This window comes from Nitrospinaceae bacterium, from assembly GCA_018669005.1.
Lineage (GTDB): Bacteria > UBA8248 > UBA8248 > UBA8248 > UBA8248 > UBA8248.
In genome coordinates, this window is sequence record JABJAL010000097.1 from 21,485 (window position 1) to 41,399 (window position 19,915).

Below are 19,915 nucleotides of genomic sequence, written 5' to 3' on the forward strand. Positions count from 1 at the left end.
TGTCGCCAAATTTCGATTCAAGGGTTAGCGTCGTTTTTTCTTGGCTGTGGGCCTCCCCCACCCACCGCCGCCCGGCGTCTCAAGAGAGATGACATCCCCCGCCTTCGCCTCTAACCGCGCCTTTCCGGGCACAGGAAGCCTCTTTTTTCCCCTATAAATAGCATTGCGCCCCGGCTTGCCCGGCTCCCCGCCCTTTAGAGGATAGGGGGCCATCTCCCGGCGCTCGGTCATGAACGAAACCGTCGCATCAACCATCACCTCTATCTCGCGCACAATTCCGTCCCCGCCCCGGTGTTTGCCGCGGCCCCCGCTGCCCCGCCTGACGCCGTAGCGGCGCACACGGTAGGGATAAGCGTGCTCAAGGGCCTCGATAGGCGTGTTCATCGTGTTCGTCAGATGGGAGTGAATTGCATCCTCGCCGGGCCCTAACGGGCCGCCGCCCATACCGCCGCCCGTGGTCTCGTAGTAGGCAAATGGTTTTCCCTGCCGCACACCCGGCCTCGGGTCGATGCCGCCTATGGAAAGATTACTCATCGAGCCGCAGGACGCCGCCGGTATAATTCCTGGGCACGCTTTGGCCAGCGCTCCTAGAATCGCGTCCACCATTCGCTGGCTCGTCTCGACATTCCCGCCGGCCACTGCGGCCGGGAACAAAGCGTTCACTACAGTCCCCTCGGGGGCGATGACTTTTATCGGGTCCATACATCCAGAGTTATTCGGAATATCATAGGGAACAAGACAACGAACGGCGTAATAAGCAGCCGTCCGGGCGATACTCTCAACTGCATTCACGCTGCCTCGCGTTTGGGGGGCAGAGCCGGTGAAGTCCACCAGGAGGCGCTCTCCCTTCACTGTCAGCTTTACCCGAATGGGAACACGTCCGCTCCCAAAACCATCGTCCTCCATCGCGTCCTCAAACTGATACACCCCGTCCGGGATGCCCCGGATAGCCGAGCGCGTCATCCGCTCGGCATAGGCTTGAAGCTCCCGCGTGTAGCGAAGCGTACGGGCAAGGCCGTGGCGGCGGGCGATTTCGAGCACGCGGCGCTCGCCTACCCGATTGGCCGCTATCTGCGCGGCAATGTCCCCCTCCCGCTCCTCGGGGGTGCGCACGTTGGCGAGAATGAGACGGAGCACATCCCCGTCGAGTTCTCCCTCGCGTACAAGCCGAACGGGGGGAATTACAACACCGTCCTGAAAAATCTCAGTCGTAATGCTCATCGAGCCCGGCGCCGTTCCACCCACGTCAGAATGATGGGCGCGATTCGCCACGTAATAGATAAGACGCTTATTTTTTCCCGCCATGAACACGGGCGAGATCATCGTGATGTCGGGCAGGTGATTTCCGCCGTGGAATGGATCGTTGAGCGCCACCACATCGCCCGGATTCAGGTCCATTGTTTCAATTACGTGCTCTACCGACATGGGCATCGAGCCCAGGTGCGCGGGAAGGTGCGCCGCTTGGGCGGCCATTTTCCCCTCGGCATCGAAGATGGCACACGAATAATCCCGCCGCTCCTTGATGTTCGGCGAAAATGAGGAGAGGCAAAGCGCCACGCCCATTTCCTCAGAAGCGGCGAAAAACAGGTTGCGGAACACCTCGAGGAGGACCGGATCGTATGCAGCTCGTCTCTTCACTTTAGCCCCCTCCCCCCACTAGTCACATCAAGTATCAAATTTCCCCACTCGTCCACCCGGCAGGCCGCACCGGGAGGAAGAACTGTAGTCGCACTGAATTCAGTCACAACGGCCGGACCTCGAAATCGGTCTCCCGCAAGAAGAAGATCGCGCTCATAGAGGCGGCCTTTCATTTTTTTCCCATCAAAAATCATCTCGCGCACCCCGGCGAGGGCCTGAGCGGCGCCTCGCCCCCCTGTCTTCACCCGCTTGGCAGAGGGCTTTCGAACACTTCCCGACGCCCTGAGCCGGATTGTGACAATCTCGACGGGACGCTCAGGATTAGATATGCCAAATCGTTCATGGTGTGCCTTATCAAAGGCGGCCCTAAGGCGCGCAGGAGAGACGCTAGATCTACCGAGAGGCAGCGTTAGCTCATAAGACTGGCCGAGATACCTCAAATCTGCGAAACGCTCAGTTCGAAAACGCGCAAACCCCTCGGCCCGCATATCGCGCCCCGCCTCTTTGGTCAGAGCACCGAAGTGGCGGGTGAGCGTTTTTTGATCAACCTGCCCGGCTGGCAGAAGGATTGAGCGCGCAAAATCCTTGACGACATCGGCAGTCAGCATCCCCCGCGCAGATAGAATCCCCGGCTCTCGGGGCACAATCACTGTTGGTATATCCAGAATTCGCGCCAGCGAAACCGCATGCATCCCGCCTGCCCCGCCAAAAGAGATGAGGGTGAAATCTCTCGGGTCAAATCCCCGCTCCACAGATATGAGCCGAATAGCTCCGGCCATATGCTGATCCGCAATTCGAGTGATCCCCTCTGCTGCTGCGGCGGGGTCGAGACCTAGGGAGTTTCCCAACTTCCGGACTCCCCGCGCGGCGGCAACGGCGTCCAGGCGCATCTGCCCGCCGAGGAAACGCTCAGGATCGAGCCTGCCCAAATACAGGTTCGCATCGGTTACGGTAACATCGCTCCCCCTGCCATAGCAGATGGGGCCAGGGTCTGCGCCCGCACTTTCAGGGCCAACGGTGAGCGCTCCGCCCGGGTCACGCCTCGCAATTGAGCCGCCGCCGGCACCAACTGTATGAATATCAATAACGGGCACCCGGATGGGACACCCGGCAACTTCGGTTTCCGAGGTGAAACCAATTGCGCCCTCTAAGAGAGATACATCCGTACTCGTCCCACCCATGTCGAAGGTGATGGCTTTTTCATACCCCGCTCGGCGCGCCACTTCGTAGCCGCCCACAACGCCTCCAGCGGGACCCGAAAGAATGGTGCGAACCGCCTCACGCGAGGCCGTTTCCGACGAGATGACCCCCCCGTTGCTTTGCATGATACGCAAACGACCAGGCCCCATTTTTCTTTCAAGCTCACCCAGATAGCGGCTCATCATGGGCGAAACATAGGCGTTCACGCAGGTGGTGCTAGTCCGCTCATACTCTCGGTATTCGGGAAGGACATGGCTCGACAAAGAGACCGCGATGCCCGCCCGCTCAAGCACCTCGGCCACTTTTTCCTCGTGCGCCGAATTGGCATAGGCGTGCAGAAAACAAACTGCGGCAATTTCGGCCCCCGATTTTTTTATCCTCTCGGTGAGCCGTTTAATTTCCCTACTGGAAATTGGCTCAACAACATTCCCAAGTTCATCGAGACGCTCTTTGATGCCGAATCTAAGGGGGCGTGGAATGAGCGGGGGCGGGCGATGATAGGCCAGATCGTAAAGGTTGTTGCGACTCTGGCGTCCTATCTCAATGACATCCTCGAAACCGGCGGTCGTGATCAGCGCGGCTCTCGCCCCCCTGCGAGTGAGGAGCGAGTTCGTCGCCACCGTCGAGCCGTGAGTCAGGTCAATTCCACCGAGTGATTCACTCTCGGCCAAATCGGCGATGCCATTCAAAATGGCCCGTGAGGGATCATCCGGCGTCGAGGGCACTTTGTGCACACGCACACGGCTACCTCGGATGAGAATAAAATCCGTGAAAGTGCCGCCGGTATCCACTCCGATACGAACCGAGGTCGAATTTGTTTTCTTATTCAAGATGATTGCCTTATCGCCGCCGACGCGGCCACGCCTCGGGGTTGAGGAGATTCTGCGGGCGTTTTCCCGACACGAACGCTCGAATGTTCAGCACCACCCGGTCTGCCATATCTCCCAGGCCTTTGTCACTCGAGGAGCCAATGTGGGGAAGCATAACCACATTTTTCATTTTAAAGAGAGGCGATTTTTGTATCGGCTCCTTCTCGTAAACGTCGAGACCTGCGCCAGCCAGATGACTAGAGCGAAGTGCACGAATAAGCGCACTCTCATCCACGACCGCGCCCCGGGCAGTATTAATAAGAATCGCCCCCGGCTTCATGCGAGCCAACTCATCCTCCCCAATCATGTTCCGCGTATCATCGTTCAATGCCACATGAATAGAAATGAAATCGGATTCCGACAAAAGCCGCTTTAGCGGAAGATAGCCAACACCCAACGCAGCTTCCTCCTTAGGGTCTCTTCGGCTCCGGCTCCAGTAGCTCACCTTCATCCCGAAACCACTGGCCATTCGGGCAACCGCCGAACCGATGCCACCCAAGCCCACGATACCCAGAGCCCGACCAGACAAGCTCTTCCCCGTTAGAAGATTGGGTGTCCATTTATTCCAGCGCCCCGAGCGCATGAAGGCATCGGCCTCGGGTATCCGCCGGGCGACTGAGAGGAGTAGGCCCATCGCCGTCTCAGCCGTGGGTCCAACTACTGCGCCCGGCGTGTTGGTCGCCAAGATACCGCGCTCGGTCGCCGCAGCGAGATCGATATTATCGAATCCGACGCCGAAGTTCGCCACAAGGGCAAGACCAGGTGCCGCGTCCATGAAATCAGCGTCGATGGGATCCTCCACCATGGGGATCACCACCCGGACATTTTTCACCGCGCGCCGATAAACGGAAAAAGAGGGCGCACTCTCGCCCTTGTGAACCTTTAGTTCTGAAAAAGCGCGGAGTTTATCGAAATATTCCGATCGAAATCGCCGGGAGAGGAATACCTGCGGAAGAGCTTTACTACCCGAGGGGGGCATTATTTCCTCAGCTTGGCGAGGGCACCTGCAATTCTGTCGAGGCCTTTTTCAAGGTCTTCCATGCTGTTCGCAAAACACATACGCAAATGCTTTGAGGCGTGGGAACCGAATGCGGAGCCCGGAAGCGTCGCCACCCCCGCAGTGTCGAGCAAATGATCCGACAAATCCTCTGCGCTCATGTCCACCCCACTCACATTCGGAAAAGCATAGAAAGCACCGTCCGGCATTTTGCAGGAAATACCTGGTATCTCATTAAGACCCGAGACGAAAAAATCTCGGCGGCGCTTGAAATCCTCCATCATCGTCTTGCTCTCGGCCTGGTCATCAAGAATTGCTTTCACCCCCGCATGCTGGATGAACGGCGGCACGCAACTCACAGAATTTGTGATTAGTTGGGTCAGCTTATCAGCAATTTCAGATGGCGCCGCGACAAAACCCAGCCGCCAGCCTGTCATGGCGTAGGTCTTCGAGAACGTCTCAAGCATGATCGTCCGCTCGCGCATACCGGGCAGTGTGCCGAGGGAGATATGCTCCCCGTCGAAAAGCATGTGAGCGTACACCTCATCCGAGAGGACGACGATATCATTTTCAATAGCAATCTCGGCGATAGCTTCGAGCTCCTCTCGATCTAGTGTTCCACCCGTCGGGTTATGCGGATAGTTGAGAATCAACAACTGAGTTTTATCCGTCACCCTTTTGCGGAGATCGTCGGCGGTAAAGCGGAAGTTTTTTTCCTCAAGAATGGGGAGCGGCACCGGACTCGCCCCAGCGTAGAGGGTGACAGACTCATAGACTGGAAAACCGGGATCAGGATAGATAACCTCGTCGCCGGGACCGGCAAGCGCCATTATCGTGTAATAGAGAAACGGTTTGCCGCCCGAGCCAACGACAATTTCATCGGGCGTGTATTCACCCCGCCCCATGCGCCGGAAAAATTCACAACAAGCCTCCCGCAACTCAAACACTCCTGCAGAGGGACAATAGTGCGTTTGTCCTGCCTTGAGCTGCGCGTATGCCTCCTCAACGATATTCGAGGGCGTATCAAAATCAGTATCACCTATTTCGAAATGGACGATATCGCGCCCCTGACGCTGGAGTTCATTCGCCTTGGCGAGCACCACAAAAGCGCTTTCGGTCTTGAGTAAATTCATCCGCTCGGCGAACCGCATTTTATTTCCCTCCTGGTTTACACCGTATTTAAGCAATGCCCCCAGCCCGGCTCAGTTCTAATAACACCTCCGGCAAGGGTAGCCCGACGACATTGGTATAGCTTCCAATCACACGATCTACAAAACCACCACCTAGGCCCTGTATCGCATAGGCGCCCGCTTTGTCCATGGGTTCTCCACTATCAACATACCGTCCGATGGATACCTCGTCCAACACACGGAAGCTCACTTGCGTTTCAACAATTCGGGTGCGAGCTGTGCCATCGAAAACCACAGCGAATCCGGTGAGCACTTTATGCGAGCGGCCAGAGAGGCTCGCCAACATCCCTCGGGCATGCTCGGCATCCCGAGGCTTTCCCAAGACCTCATCCTCAAGAACGACAACAGTATCCGCACCCAGCACCAAGAACTCGGACCTTTGGCGAGCAACCCAGGCTGCCTTGGCCAGCGCCCTCGCAATTGCACCTTCTCCCGGCGGCAGCGAGGGATCCACACCTTCCTCTTCTCCCTCTGGCGGAGCCAGAACCTCAAAAGCCAGACCTGCGCCTTCCAACAACTCCTTGCGGCGAGGCGAACCCGATGCCAGCACCAAAGGTTGAATGTGTTCTATCATTTCTCTTCCGGAAGTGGATGAATATGCAAAAGAGGAGAATCAGGGAGCGGGATTAATAATCCCTCTCCACTACATAGTCGGCAATGGCGCGCAGAGAATCAACATGGGTCGAATCGGGTAGAGCTGACAACGCAGATTTGGCTGCCTCGACATAGCTTCGCGCTCTATCAAGCGTATAGGGAATGGATTTGTATTTTCCCATCAGTTCCATGACAAAACTGAAATCATCGGGCGCGATTTCATCAGACTGGATAACAATCTTATTTATCCGCTCAAACTCTTCAGGAGTCGCTGAAGAGCAAACGCGGAGCAAAGGCATCGTGATGTTGCCCTCTCTAAGATCTTTGCCAACCTCTTTTCCAGTGCGCTCCACATCACCCATATAGTCGAGCGCATCGTCCACCAACTGAAATGCATAACCTACCTGAGCACCAAACTGATCCAACGCATTGACGATCGACGGGGAACTCTCTCCAAGCAGAGCGCCCACTCGGCAGCTTGCCGCAATTAGTGCAGCGGTCTTGCGATAAATAACATCCAGGTATTGACCCTCGGTAACCCGGATATTGTACATGTTAACAAGTTGGAGAACTTCACCTTCGGACAGTAACGTGCAGGCATCAGACATTGTTTTCAATATTTCACTGTTTCCATCCTCGGCCATAATCGAAAAACTGCGGGCAAACAGGAAATCGCCCACCAAGACGCTCGCCTCGTTCCCCCATTTTGTATTGGCCGATTCGCTGCCTCGCCGCACCTCGGCACCATCTACCACATCATCGTGCAAAAGCGTTGCCGTATGAATAAACTCGACAACAACACTGTGGGTAATCGAACGAGGACCTTCATATCCACAGGCCCTTGAGGAGAGAAGCATTAACAACGGTCGAATTCGCTTTCCACCAGAGTTACTTAGATGACCGCTTACATCTGGGATCAGGACGACATCGGAGTGAAAATTTTCCTGAATCGCATCCTCGACTCGCCCAAGATCGGCAGAAAGATTCTCCACTATTTCGGAAAACTTCATCGTGCCTCCGAAGCCGGGCAGCCAGCGCCCGAGAAATTCACTCAAAATAAGGAAACTCAGAATAACGCATTATATTCAAAGGCGCGAGGCAAGCATGTCAAGGAGACTAGGGATTTAATCACCTTCTCGCCAAGGGTGACTCCAGGAGCCTTGTCCGCTAAATTAGCAGCCTCGATAAGGGAGCACCCCCCCGAGAGGTCCTATCAGGAGAAGGCGCCGATGACAAGGAAAATACGAATTGTGACAGGGAGTGTCGAGGTGGAGGCAGATCTTCTAGAGACCCCTACGGCGGAGCTACTCTGGGAATCCCTGCCATTTGAGGAGAAAACAAACGTATGGGGCGAGGAGATTTACTTTGCCATCCCTCTTCAGACCCCTGTAGAGCCCACTGCCAGAGAAGAGATGGAAATTGGCGAGATAGCCTACTGGCCACCGGGAAACGCGTTTTGTATCTTTTTTGGCCAGACCCCGTCCAGCACCGACGAGGCCCCGCGCGCCGCAAGCCCAGTGAACCCCCTAGGGCGAATCATCGGCGACGCCAAGGCGTTTAGCTCGGTTGCGGGCGGGGCGAATATCTCGATCACGAGGGCACAATGACCACCAACGGCACCCAGAACATACAAGTAAGTAATTGTTTTATATTGCATTACAACGAAATCGGCCTCAAGGGCAAAAATCGCCCCCATTTCATCCGCCTTTTGGCCAAAAGAATCGAGCGCGCCGCCACCCCCCACAACCCGGGGAGGCTCCACCGCCTCCATGGCCGCTTTATCCTGGACATCACCGAGGACACCGACCGCGAGGCGCTAATCTCCGCCCTCTCCCGCGTATTTGGGCTCGCCTACTTCGCCCCCGCAAAAACCTTCCCCCTCGATCTTGAAACCGTCGCCGAGGGCGTCATCGAAATGATCGCCCCCATGAAAATCACCAGCTTCGCCGTCCGCACCCGCCGCGAGCACAAAGGCGTGCCCGCCAGCTCCCGCGAGTGGGACCCGGCCATCGGCGCGCGAATCCAGGCCCGCCGCCGCCTGCCCGTCAACCTGAGCGAACCCAGCACCACCGTCCACATCGAGGCCCTAAAGGACCGGGCCATCGCTTATGCCGAAAAAATCCCCGGCCCCGGCGGGCTGCCCATCGGAGCCAGCGGCCGGGTTGCCGCCCTCCTCTCAGGCGGCATCGATTCTCCCGTCGCGGCCCTTCGCATGATGCGGCGCGGCTGCGAGGTTATTTTCGTCCATTTTCACGGCGCGCCCTACCTCAGCCGCGCCTCGGCCGAAAAAGCAGGCGATCTCGCCGAAATCCTCGATGGCTACCAGCTCGGCTCGCGCCTCTACCTCGTACCCTTCGGCACGCTCCAAAAAGACGTCGTCCTCTCTGCCCCGGCGGCCGACCGCGTTGTTATCTACCGCCGGTTCATGGTCCGCATCACCGAGCGCATCGCCGCCTTAGAGGGCGCCCTCGCCCTCGTCACCGGCGAGAGCCTCGCCCAGGTCGCCAGCCAAACCCTCTCCAACATGGCTGCCGTCGAGGAGGCCGCCACCCTTCCCATCCTCCGGCCCCTCGTGGGCATGGACAAAGAAGAAATCATCGCCGAGGCCCGCGCCCTTGGCAGTTTTGAGATATCCATCGAGCCCGATCAGGATTGCTGCACCCTTTTCGTTCCCAAACACCCGGCCACAAAATCCAAGGCCATCTTCCTTCGTCGCGCCGAGTCCAAGATGCCCGCAGAGGAGATGATCGACCGCGCGCTTGCCGAAAGTGAAGTTCTTGAGATCAATGCGGGGAAAAGACCGGTGAGCAGGCTTTTTGGAGAGGTGCATTCTGAAGAGGTGAAGGATGGGGCGAAAGAATAAAAAAATCGTCCCCGGTTTCCCGGAGGCGGCATTTATTTACTCTCGACAAGTCACCTACACACTCGTTCAATAAATTAGATTTTCCGACGACTTTTCTTTGCTAATTGACCAAGAACATTTCCGGTTAAAGTCCAAACAAAATCCGCAAAATACATATCTATATGTAGGTCGTAGTTCTTATTAGCTAATTCGGGATGAACCTCGTCACGTGCGAACCAAATGAAAATTAAACTAGCGGCGAGATCAGGAGAAACATGCTTATTTTGTAGATAAAATCCAAGCAGTAAGCTCAGATTATAATTCAATTTTCTATTATTTTTTTTCTGTATAGAAGTCTTTCGTTTCGGCTTTTTTAAGGGCGACTTGCGAATTTGCTCTCTCAAGGAACGCATAGAGAAAAGAACTCCCTCTAAAGTTGCTCCACAAAGAGCTATTGTCGCCTGAGCAAGACCGTACTTTTCAAGAGTTGGAGGTTTGTTAATTTCTTCCTTGTGTCCACAAAGCCAACGAGCTGCATCATAGTTTTGTTGTACGGTTACTCGAAATTTGTTTCTGCCTAACAATCGTTCAAATGTCCTATCTCCCACTCCACGAAAACTTATTGGGTCTAATGAATTTTGCTCTTGAATACTTCTATCGAAAATTATTATGAATTGTTGCGCTATTTCAAGCCGATTTAACAATAAGTGATTCATGATTAAGGATTTCACATTTACGTTGCGAATTTTCTTACAATATTGGTCAAATGCCTTTAATATAATGAAAAGCCTACGAGCCGCCTGTTCTTGGGGTAATTTTTCGTGATGTATTTCCCATAGCCGCTCATCCTCTTTGTGAGCTTCGTTAAGCCATTTCATGGCTGTCTTAAAACTACGACCTGTCAGTAAGGATAGACCACCAATTTTAAAATAAATTAGACCTTTATGAGTTTGAATATCATCTACTAACTCCGCTTGACGAACGGCGGAGTTCAAGGCTCGCCAAAATGTTTCGCGCGCGCTCCAATTTATTTCCAATCCACGATCAATTTCTCCCGCGTATTTTCCCCACAAGTCATAATTACTCACATCAATAAAACCATCGGATATTTGTTGCAATAATTCTCTTTGCGCTAATCGCCATTGCTGGCTTGAAATGATGTGATCCAGCTTATTTTCCAAAATCACCTACATTCTCCCGTTCGCTGCGGTAAGCGGTCCCGCTTCGCGGCTTACTCCAGCCAACAACGGTGGGTTTTCCCGCCCAACTAGAAGCTCTCGCAGGCTAGCTTTTCCTATGACACATTAAACCATGCCGCAAACAGGAAAATAAATATTCAGATATTTGGGATTTGGTGATAATATGCAGGCACAAAAAGCTTCGCCCCGGCCGCATGCGAAGCAGAGGCGGTACCGGGGCTTACGAGTTAAAGATAGGTACTAAGTGATTAAAAGTCAATACTTCTCGCAAGAGGTTAGTAATCAATAGGTTATGGCATTCCAATACGACACCAAAACCCAAATAGCGCTTGAGGCGACTCTCACCCCGGATCGGCTGACCGCCTATATGGCCGCCACAAACAATGATTTGGAAAAAGCTCTAAAACTCTACACATGGAATTCTGCGCTGAGTTCCGCCTTTTATGGGCCTCTCCAAGGGCTAGAAGTCGCCTTGAGGAATTCCATGCACCGCGAACTCTCAAGGGCATATGGATTAAATTGGTATGATAACCCCTCTACATCACTTACCCCTCAAACCATGGAAAGAATTGATAGCGTAAAGGAAAACCTAAAAAGATCCAAAAAACCCATAGATCCTCCACATATAGTCGCCGAGCTTTCCTTTGGATTTTGGATCGCTTTACTCGGAAAGGGACCGAAAGACAGTTACAGTCAAAAATTGTGGAGACCAATTCTGTACAAAGCGTTTCCCCATGCAAAGCTTTCAAGGAAACAAGCACATTTCCCATTAAATTATCTGCGATTTTTTAGAAATCGAATAGCTCATCATGAACCTATATTCAATCGGGCGCTTAATAAGGATTACTCAAATATTTTAAAGACAACCGGCTGGATTTGCACAGAAACCGAAAAATGGATTAAACATCACAGCCGTGTGGAGAACGTATTAAATGGTAATGGCCGCGCTTTCTCAAGCATGATATCCCGGCTTCGCGCCGTATTCAAAGAAACTTTCTGACCTAATCCCACAAGAACAGAAATCGATTTGCCCGTATTTTCATGTTCACGCTGAGCCCTCCCCCACCACGCGGCCGGCGCGGTCCCGGCTGGTGTCCTTGACGCAGAGGCGGGCGGCCGCCACGCCGAGGACTTCGGTGCGGTGAACGGTGTTGGCGAAAATGTGGCTGCCCCGCCGAAGACATGATCTACCGCGCGCTAGCGACAACCGAAGTTCAGGAGATCAACGTCGGCAAGCGCCCCGTATCAAAGCCTTTCTTGGAAGTTCATCCGGTGGGGGTGAAGAATGGGCCGGGGGGAGATTTGAAAATCTCATCCTAGCTTGTAAACCACGAACGGCTTGCATGCCAAAAGCGAAATGGGGATCAAAAGACAAATATCTGGATGGGCAACGGATTTAAAGGCCGTATTTCATGATACTCAGCACACTTTCAAAAAGGCGCGTAACTGGAAGCCGGAAGGAAAATGCAACCGGGAGGCATAAAAACGGCTTCCAGGGAAAACATCAGCCTCCTTTCAGGCATCTTTCCCCATGGCATAGGGAAGACGGACGGTGAACGTTGCCCCCTGTCCTTCCTCGCTTTCGGCAAAAATATCGCCGCCGTGGGTTTTCACGATTCCATGCACCACGGACAGCCCTAGCCCGGTCCCCTTATCAGGTTCTTTGGTCGTGTAAAACGGGTCGAATATCTTGGAGATAACATCTTTCGAAATCCCGCACCCTGTATCCGACACTTTCAGCTCCCAGTATCGCTTGTCTCTGGATTCGATGTCCCCGGATGAAATGGAGATGGTCCCTCCGTTGGGCATCGCATCGCGTGCGTTGCTAAACAAGTTGACGAATACCTGCTGGAGCTGGTCTTGGCTTCCCATGACGACAAAATTCGATTCACCTAAATTTAGTGCCGTCTCAATTCCAGCGGGAGAAAATTCATGGCTGATCAGGCTAAGGCTCGACCTTAACGGGCCGCATGGGTCGAATTGCTCCATCGGCGCATTTTCCTCGCGGGAAAATACGCGCATTTCGTTACAAATATTTTTAATCCTAGCGATGTGTTGGATAATAATATCGGCGGATAAATTTTCCGGACTATCATCCGGGGTGTCCAAGGCAATTAATTCGGCCCGCATTTGAATGACGGCGGCGGGGTTGAGAATTTCGTGGGCGGCGCCCGCCGCGAGAACGCCGATGGATGAAAGCTTTTCAGTCCGAATGAGGGCCTCTCGGCCCTCGATGAGTTCATCCATGGTTTCTCGCAGCTGAATTTCCAAGCGATGACGTGCAAATACCTCCAACTGAAGTTCTTTCCATCTGCGCCAGGAAAAAATGGCAAAAGAAAAAGAAAAGAGCATGAAGAGAAGGATAATTTCGTCAATTTCCCAGTATTCGTATTCACGGGTTATTTCGTGGAGCTCTTCCACTAAATCGAAGACAACCCCAAGCGAAAAAAGGATGACGGCAATTATTCCGATTACGATTAAATCCCGGGCTGCCTTGGAATTTTTTAGATTAATTCGAATAAATTTCCACATCAGGCATTTTCTCTTGTCTAATTTGCAACCGAAATCGGCGCACCATTGGGACAACCAATTTTTAACCGCCATTTCCAGGGCGGATCCTTGGGTAGCCGAATTTTAACATATCCACATTTTCGTGAGACCACCGGAGAGCACCTTGAAATCCGGGCAATTCCAATTTTTTACCTGCGGCTCTTTATTTTCACTTCAAATCGAAAAAACCTACCCCCCCTCACCCACCGCCGGAAACTTCGGTGGGGCGGACACCGCCATACGAGGCGGGAATCACCCAATCAAGTTCCGAATCAGGGACAGTCTGATCAAGCTACAAAATTCAATCCCCTAGCGATAATCAGATAAGGCCACCGCTTTTCCCGATTTGACGCTCTCGATTACAGCCTCAAGAAAGACGATTACCTCGCGCCCCTCGGGACCGCCAACCTCGGCTTTGGCGCCGGTGCGGATGCTGTTTCCGAATGCGGCCAGTTCCTCAACAATGGCGTCGCCGCCCTCGATGGGCGCCTCGGAGCGAACCATCTCGCCTTTTTTCTGGAGGAAGAGTTTATTGCCCTCATCCTCACACCACGCGTTGCACTCGGTCCCGAAGGCGGCGGTGCTGAACAGCTTGGGAATGCCCGAGCAGGTTCCGATATAGCCGAGCACCCCGGATTCAAATTCGGCCACTATGCTTGTGACGTTGTCCAGGTTGCCGGTCGCCACCAGTTTCGTGCTGAAGGCGGAGACCTGCTTCACCGGGCCGGCCAGGTAATGGAGATTGTCCACCATATGAACACCGAGGCCGGTCATCGAGCCCACCGGGCACTCGGCAGGGTCGCCCCGCCATCCCGTTCGCGGCCCGCCCGGCATGGAAAGATTGGCCTCGAGTTGATAAAGATCGCCCAGCTCCCCTGCATCAATCATTTTACGGATGTGGCGCGTTGCGCCCTGAAAACGGCGATGATGCCCGACCTGTAGCGTCACCCCGGCTTTTTCAGCCGCATCGGCCGCTCTGCTGGCATCGGCGACGGTTAGCGCCAGGGGCTTTTCGATAAAAACGTGTTTCCCGGCTGCAGCTGCCTGGCAAATAATATCGGCGTGGGTGGAGTGGGGCGTCACGACGATCACACCCTCGACCTCAGTATCATTCAGAACGCCATCGAGGCTATCCGATTCGCGGCACCCATTTGTCTCGGCAAAATCTTTTCGGGTCGCAGCGGTACGCGTAAAACAATTGACTATCTCCAGATTGCCCGCCCGCTCTACAGAGCCAGCCAACCGGTTCGAATAATTACCCAGCCCCACAAACGCTACACGACTTTTTTCCATGATAAATTCTTCCTTTGAATAATTGAAGGGTTAAATCAGATTTAATAATTTTTATACAACAATACGCACCATCCTTCAAATTCGAGCCAATTATCCCCTGTCTCAGAATGATGACGGGGACGAGGGCAACGCTTGAGGCGCTCCACTGAAAAGCGCTAATCGCCCTCGCCTTGCGCAAAGGTTGGGCACATCGAAATCGTGCGAGCGGTTTGGATTTTCTATTCGATAAAAAATTGATGGGCTATCCAGGAAAATCATGGAGATGCTTCGACTTCAGAAAATGCTGTTATGGGAAGGTTTTGACCTAGCAAATCTTTGTATCGTTCCCGACCTCGGAAGCTCCCCACGGGAGGAGGAAAGCCGGGTGTCACCCAATGCGGATGACGATGGCGAGCAGATGCCTAGCTGGCAAGCCTTTCTTCTTCTTCTTCGAGAGATTTAACCTCGACCTTCATCCAGCTTTTAAGCCCGACCTGGTTGAGGTACTCATCGTCATTGCTGCGCTCGAAGCTGAGCGGGGTGATACGGTTTTTCATGTTCTTGCTCTTTGTGGCCAGTTCGCTGGCGCTGGTGCGATCTCGTCGTCGGCGACGGGATGAGATGGAAAACATTTCGTCAACTCCTCCTGGTGCAAGGGCGATTCAAAGACGCTTGGGAACCTCACCAGAGATTCCCGTTCCAATACACTTCTTATCGGCCCAATACGCCTAAACTAAAGTGGATTCTCCCCCTTGCCTGGGCGGGATCGAACAAAAAAAGCCGCCCCCGGCTTCCCGAGGGCGGCTTTATTATTGATTTTTTTGAGCTAATCCCTAGAACGTCACCCGCCTTGGGCGGCGCTTTGGCCGATCCACCGGAAAGGTAACACCACTCGCATTAACGCCCATGTTAATCATCATCTTGGCGAGTTCGATCGAGGCGCCATAGCCCTCGATGACGGGCACCTCCCAGCCTCGCTCCTTCAAGCCCGCCTCGACGAAGGGCTTGAGCCAGAAACAACCCGAGCAGCCAAAGGTGATGACCTCGGCGCCGTCTTCCTCAATCGCTGCCTCGGCCTCCTCGATGGCGCGGTTGACGGCCTCTGAGGGCTCCCCGCGCAGCGCCTTTAACCGCTCATCGTGCAGCGAGGCCTCGCCCTCGAAGCCGGGCCGGGGATGATAGTAGCCAAAATTGCGGATCGATGCGCAGCGGTGCTCAAGGCGATGCTGAAAAACGAGGTTCCGGTAATACATGTTGTGGGTCTCGGCAAAATCGATGACGCTGAACTTATTTCCGAGCATGGTGGCGAAGTACATCTGAGCGAACGCGTTGGCTGTGACGACGACGCCATATTTACGCGTTATCTCGCGGCACTCGAAAAAGCCGGGCTCCCCGCCGCCGAGAAGAATAATGCCGTTGTACTGGCCACTCTCGCAGGCCTCGCGCACGATAGTTAGCCGCCCGCCCGACACCAGGCCGAACTCTTCGCGATTCTCAACCGCCCAGTCACCATAGGTGGCGAGGGTCCCCTTGTTAAACTCCCAGTTCACATCATCAAGATGGTGCTTGACCATCTCGTAGTTCATCAGGCTCTCTTCTTTTGTCCCGCTCATCTTACGATCGTAGTAGCGGCTGTCGTCCGGCACATGAAAAGGCTGAACGAGCAGGAAGTTGTACCTCTTGTTTCCGTTGTCCATGATTTTTCTCCCCTTTTTAAATAATGGCGTTGGTAGTAATTTCGAAAGGTCTACGTTTGCATACTATCCCTATTTTTGAGCATGAACACCCCCGCTATGGCCTTAAATAAGACCTGAGACCCAGTGCCAGACCAAAAAATCACCCCCAAAAGGCCTCCCGCCCCAACCAGGGGCCGAACTTTTTCTAAGAACAAAGACGACCGCCTCCACAAATGCGAAGACGGCCGCCCGAAAACCATTATTAGTTGCTGCTCAACCTCCAGCTACACACACCTTGTCATTGGCATGACAGGGCTTTCTTTTTAAAGCGCCCTGAGCCGGGCAACAGCCTCGGCTGGCAATGCCTCGCCGCAGGCCGCGTTCTGGGTCGATTGCTCTGCGGTACGAATGCCGGGGATGACGCAGGAGACATCCGTGTTCGAGACACAGAAACGAAGAGCTGCCGCTGCGGGGCTGATGTTGAGCTGGCCCGCCACATCACGCACCCGGTTCAACTGGTCCTGGAATTTTCTGATGTTCTCGGGCGAGAGAGCGTTCTTCCGCCGGTCGCCCTCGGCGAACTCGAAAGTTTCATCAATCTTGCCGCTGAGAAAACCTCTTTTGAGCGGAACACGCGAGATAACACCCATGCCCGCCCCCTTTGCTCGGGCAAAAGAATCCGCCGGGCTCTGGCTGAGGATGTTGTACTCCATCTGCATGACCGAGGGGCGGCTCTGCGAAACGGCGTAGTCACACTCCTCGTCCGTGTTGACCGAAACGCCCCAGTTCTTGAGCTTGCCGTCATCCTTGGCCTTTTCGAGCACGGCGTAGCTATCCTCGGCCTGCATGTTGTCGAGCTTCGGATTGTGGAGCAGATAGAGGTCAACGGCCTCAACCTCAAGGCGCTTCAGGCTGTTCTCAAGGGCATTCGAGATGTACTCGGGCGTGAAATCTCGATCGCCCGTAGTCATGTTGTTGCCGCCCTTGGTGAAGATGATGATGTCGTGGCGATCAGATCGCTCCTTTAAGAATTTACCGATAACATTCTCGCTCAGCCCCGCGCCATAGGCATCCGAGGTATCGATGAAATTCATGCCGCCATCGATGGCTGCGTGGAGAGCCCGGTTGCTCTCATCATTATCCACCGGGCCAAAGGCGCCGCCGATGGTCATCGCGCCAAAACCAATAACCGTTACTTCGAGTCCCGTATTTCCAAGCATTCTTTTTTCCATGTTTCTGCCTCCTATCCTAATGAGTGGAAGAATATTTCAGTTAATCGTACAGGGATCACCTTCCAGCTGAAGGCCATCTCAGTTTTTCTCTGGTTGGGTAAATCATATCCGCCTGGAGGCCATCCAGCAATCTCGCAGACCCACTTCGGCAGCCGCTCTACATGACTTAAGAGGGGCCTGCGTGCCATAATAAGGTAATTATTCTGTAACTATCCCCTTAACATCAAACGGTGGTCGATTGCTCGAATCCCTGCATCCCAACTATATAGCACTCATCTCCGCAGTCTTCACAGCCACGGCTCAGACCCTTTTGGGCAAATCCATTGGTCGGCTCAGCCCCGGGATGGTGGCCCTCATCGCCAACATCGTGATTACCATCGTCGCCACCATCTTCTATTTCCTGGGAAGCGGGGTGGACGAGTGGCCCCTCTACGCTGTCATCCTGTTCGCCATATCAGGCGTAACTGCGAACTTCGCCGCCCGCTACTTGATGTACCTGGCAATCCAACTCATTGGCCTCTCGCGCACCCAGGTGCTCTTTCAATTCTCCCCGCTGTGGTCTGCTCTTGTGGCCATCTCATTTCTGGGCGAGCGCCCCACCCTGGAAGTCGGAGCGGGAACTTTGCTTATCGTCGGCGGCGCAATACTCATTATGGGAGAACGCAAAAAGGCGGACTCCAATGTAAAGTTCATCTATTACCTTCTTCCAATCTTAGCGGCGTTTGTCATGGCGACAGCGCCCTCCATGCGCAAACACGCCTTCACTTTTATTCCCTCGGCCACTTTCGGTCTCGCCGTCGCTTGTTTTGTAGCCTCGTTTCTTCAAGCCGCGATCATGCCCATCACCGAGCGCAAGACTGAATACAAGATGAAGTTCGGCCCCGTGCTCCTCTGTATCGTAGGCGGGGTGATGAATGCTGCAGCCGCGATGACCTTCTGGGTGTCGCTCCGGCTCGGCGAGGTGATCGAGGTGGTGCCTATCCGCCGGGTCTCGGTGCTTCTGGTGGTGCTCTTCTCATGGCTTTTCATGGGCAAGCAGGACACGATCACCTGGCGTGTCGTCATTGGGGCCATCATTACCCTCTCGGGGGGTATGGCCATCCTCTGGGCCGGATAAAAAAAGCCCCTCCAACCGGGAGTGCATCCCGGCGAAGGGGGAATTACTTTATTATCTACAGGACCTACGCAGGGGGCTCATCAAAGCTGATGAACACCATGTCGGCCGCCTCATTGCGGTTCGGTATCTGTGCCTGATATTCGGGCGAATTGTACCAACCCTTCGCTGCGGCCTGATCGGGAAACTTGATAACCACAGCCTGCTTATAGGCATGCTCCCCCTGGAACACGTCGGCCACCTTGCCGCGCAGAATGAACTCGCCGCCATGGGCCGCAACCGTGGGCTGGGCCCCCTGGCCATAGGCTTTGAATTTTTCCGGATCCTTTACCGTTACATGGACTACCACGAATGCACTCATTTCTATCTCCTTTTAATAAGGGAATCAGGACTTTTTTCCAAAATCGCGCTGCCGCTCCGGGGGCCCCGCTCCGGGAAGCCCGCCGAGCTTGTTGCCACAAGGTGCAATTATCAGGAACCGGGGCTAAAATAACCTATAAGATGAATCGGGAAAAGCCGCTGTCGTCATAGGGGGAGCAATCATGAAAACAATAATTCCCATACTCGCCGCCACGCTAATAGCCACACTGGCTCTGGCCACTTCTGCATCGGCATACAACGAAGCGGATTTTGAGCGCTTCAAGAAAACGAAAAAATGCCCAAATTGTGACTTGAGCGGCGTCAAACTGCGCGGCAAAAAAGCAAGCTTCTACAAGGCAGACCTCAGGGGGGCGAATCTATCTGGCGCAGATCTTCAAAAGGCTGTTTTCTGGCGCGCCAATCTTGAGGGAGCAAACCTCACGGACGCCCTTCTTCTTGAAACCAACTTCCGCTATGCGAACCTTAAAAAGGTCAATTTCACCGGCGCCGACTTGCGGCGCGCCGTTCTTCGCTTCGCCGACATGCAGGGCGCTCAATTCCGCGGCGCAAACCTCCGCAGGGCCATGATGGTGAGCAGCAAGCTCCAGGGTGCGAAAATGAAAAAAGCCAAGCTCCGCAGCGCCCGCCTTCGAGACGCCACCTGGATAGACGGCAAAAAATGCAAAAAAGGCTCTGTGGGGAAATGCGTCCGCTAGACCGCCGCAGTTGGTCGGTGGGTATGCTCAAAGAAAAGTGCAGCGATGGAGGCACGTGATGACATTCACTAACTGGGACGAGGTACCTGCCGAGGCAAACCGCCCCGGCGTCACCCACCGCCGCCTGTTCGGAAAAAATGTCCAGGTCCAGCGCCTCACCGTTGAGCCTGGCGGCGATCCGGCCCCGCTCCACGATCACCCCGAATTAGAGCAGTTCTTTCTCATTCAGGAGGGTGAGTGGGAAATGACGGCGGGCGATGAAACCCGCCGCGTCGGCCCAGGCGATGTGATTTACGTCGAGCCCGGCGTCCCGCACAACGTCCTTCTCCTCAGCGAGGAGACGGGATATCTCTACGAGGTTTATCAGCCCATTCTCAGCACCGAATTAGCGGCCCAAAGAAAGCAAGGGAGCTAAGCCAAACGAAGGTGTCCAGATAAAAAACGCCCACCCGAGTTTCTCAAAAAA

Annotated in this window: 19 protein-coding genes; 6 read left to right on the forward strand and 13 right to left on the reverse strand. The window is 54.2% G+C overall.

The features are described from left to right. Positions 1–24: 24 nt before the first annotated feature. Genes HOJ95_15505 through HOJ95_15530 form a run of 6 tightly spaced genes read right to left on the reverse strand, consistent with a single transcriptional unit; the run spans position 25 to position 7,498 of the window. A complete protein-coding gene (locus HOJ95_15505) occupies positions 25–1,638 on the reverse strand; it encodes a hydantoinase B/oxoprolinase family protein (protein MBT6396104.1) in 1,614 nt (537 codons plus the stop codon). After that, positions 1,635–3,668, reverse strand: coding sequence for a hydantoinase/oxoprolinase family protein (locus HOJ95_15510; GenBank protein MBT6396105.1), 2,034 nt, complete (start codon positions 3,666–3,668; stop codon positions 1,635–1,637). Before HOJ95_15510 ends, HOJ95_15505 begins: the two co-directional genes overlap by 4 nt. A gap of 10 nt (positions 3,669–3,678) precedes the next feature. Then, the gene (locus HOJ95_15515; protein ID MBT6396106.1) at positions 3,679–4,686 is read right to left on the reverse strand and encodes a D-glycerate dehydrogenase; all 1,008 of its coding nucleotides are present in this window, start codon (positions 4,684–4,686) and stop codon (positions 3,679–3,681) included. Next, entirely contained in the window at positions 4,686–5,855 is a 1,170-nt protein-coding gene (locus HOJ95_15520; protein ID MBT6396107.1) for a pyridoxal phosphate-dependent aminotransferase, read from the reverse strand. The genes HOJ95_15515 and HOJ95_15520 overlap by 1 nt, the downstream gene beginning before the upstream one ends. Positions 5,856–5,883: 28 nt before the next feature. Further along, on the reverse strand, positions 5,884–6,468 hold the full coding sequence (maf, locus tag HOJ95_15525; protein MBT6396108.1) for a septum formation protein Maf: 585 nt from the start codon (positions 6,466–6,468) through the stop codon (positions 5,884–5,886). Positions 6,469–6,520: 52 nt separating this feature from the next. After that, positions 6,521–7,498: a polyprenyl synthetase family protein gene (locus HOJ95_15530; GenBank protein MBT6396109.1), complete on the reverse strand. Its 978-nt coding sequence runs from the start codon at positions 7,496–7,498 to the stop codon at positions 6,521–6,523. Between the two features lie 219 nt (positions 7,499–7,717). On the opposite strand from HOJ95_15530, the gene HOJ95_15535 reads away from it, so the two are divergent. Next, complete coding sequence (locus tag HOJ95_15535; protein MBT6396110.1) at positions 7,718–8,095, forward strand: hypothetical protein; 378 nt, start codon at positions 7,718–7,720, stop codon at positions 8,093–8,095. Then, positions 8,092–9,351: a tRNA 4-thiouridine(8) synthase ThiI gene (thiI, locus tag HOJ95_15540; GenBank protein ID MBT6396111.1), complete on the forward strand. Its 1,260-nt coding sequence runs from the start codon at positions 8,092–8,094 to the stop codon at positions 9,349–9,351. The genes HOJ95_15535 and thiI overlap by 4 nt, the downstream gene beginning before the upstream one ends. Positions 9,352–9,425: 74 nt before the next feature. Here thiI and HOJ95_15545 read toward each other — a convergent pair whose 3' ends face one another. Then, on the reverse strand, positions 9,426–10,517 hold the full coding sequence (locus HOJ95_15545; protein ID MBT6396112.1) for a hypothetical protein: 1,092 nt from the start codon (positions 10,515–10,517) through the stop codon (positions 9,426–9,428). Positions 10,518–10,821: 304 nt separating this feature from the next. On the opposite strand from HOJ95_15545, the gene HOJ95_15550 reads away from it, so the two are divergent. Next, complete coding sequence (locus HOJ95_15550) at positions 10,822–11,529, forward strand: hypothetical protein (protein ID MBT6396113.1); 708 nt, start codon at positions 10,822–10,824, stop codon at positions 11,527–11,529. 515 nt (positions 11,530–12,044) lie between these two features. Here HOJ95_15550 and HOJ95_15555 read toward each other — a convergent pair. From HOJ95_15555 to HOJ95_15575, 5 genes are all read right to left on the reverse strand, one after another. After that, positions 12,045–13,061 (reverse strand): hypothetical protein, encoded by a 1,017-nt coding sequence (locus HOJ95_15555; protein MBT6396114.1) that lies wholly within the window; start codon positions 13,059–13,061, stop codon positions 12,045–12,047. 327 nt (positions 13,062–13,388) lie between these two features. After that, positions 13,389–14,372, reverse strand: a complete 984-nt coding sequence (locus HOJ95_15560) for a Gfo/Idh/MocA family oxidoreductase (GenBank protein MBT6396115.1) — start codon at positions 14,370–14,372, stop codon at positions 13,389–13,391. Between the two features lie 401 nt (positions 14,373–14,773). Beyond that, on the reverse strand, positions 14,774–14,983 hold the full coding sequence (locus HOJ95_15565; protein MBT6396116.1) for a hypothetical protein: 210 nt from the start codon (positions 14,981–14,983) through the stop codon (positions 14,774–14,776). A gap of 201 nt (positions 14,984–15,184) precedes the next feature. Continuing rightward, a complete protein-coding gene (locus HOJ95_15570; GenBank protein MBT6396117.1) occupies positions 15,185–16,048 on the reverse strand; it encodes a hypothetical protein in 864 nt (287 codons plus the stop codon). A gap of 302 nt (positions 16,049–16,350) precedes the next feature. Then, positions 16,351–17,259, reverse strand: a complete 909-nt coding sequence (locus tag HOJ95_15575) for an aldo/keto reductase (GenBank protein MBT6396118.1) — start codon at positions 17,257–17,259, stop codon at positions 16,351–16,353. 238 nt (positions 17,260–17,497) lie between these two features. Between HOJ95_15575 and HOJ95_15580 the strand changes: the two genes are divergently transcribed. Next, positions 17,498–18,376 (forward strand): DMT family transporter, encoded by an 879-nt coding sequence (locus tag HOJ95_15580; protein ID MBT6396119.1) that lies wholly within the window; start codon positions 17,498–17,500, stop codon positions 18,374–18,376. A 64-nt stretch (positions 18,377–18,440) separates the two neighbouring features. Here the strand turns inward: HOJ95_15580 and HOJ95_15585 are convergent, their stop codons facing one another. Then, on the reverse strand, positions 18,441–18,734 hold the full coding sequence (locus tag HOJ95_15585) for a DUF1330 domain-containing protein (protein MBT6396120.1): 294 nt from the start codon (positions 18,732–18,734) through the stop codon (positions 18,441–18,443). Positions 18,735–18,915: 181 nt separating this feature from the next. On the opposite strand from HOJ95_15585, the gene HOJ95_15590 reads away from it, so the two are divergent. Both HOJ95_15590 and HOJ95_15595 read left to right on the forward strand, forming a co-directional pair. Next, positions 18,916–19,449, forward strand: coding sequence for a pentapeptide repeat-containing protein (locus HOJ95_15590; GenBank protein MBT6396121.1), 534 nt, complete (start codon positions 18,916–18,918; stop codon positions 19,447–19,449). A gap of 58 nt (positions 19,450–19,507) precedes the next feature. After that, positions 19,508–19,864 (forward strand): cupin domain-containing protein, encoded by a 357-nt coding sequence (locus HOJ95_15595; protein MBT6396122.1) that lies wholly within the window; start codon positions 19,508–19,510, stop codon positions 19,862–19,864. The last annotated feature ends 51 nt before the right edge of the window (positions 19,865–19,915 follow it).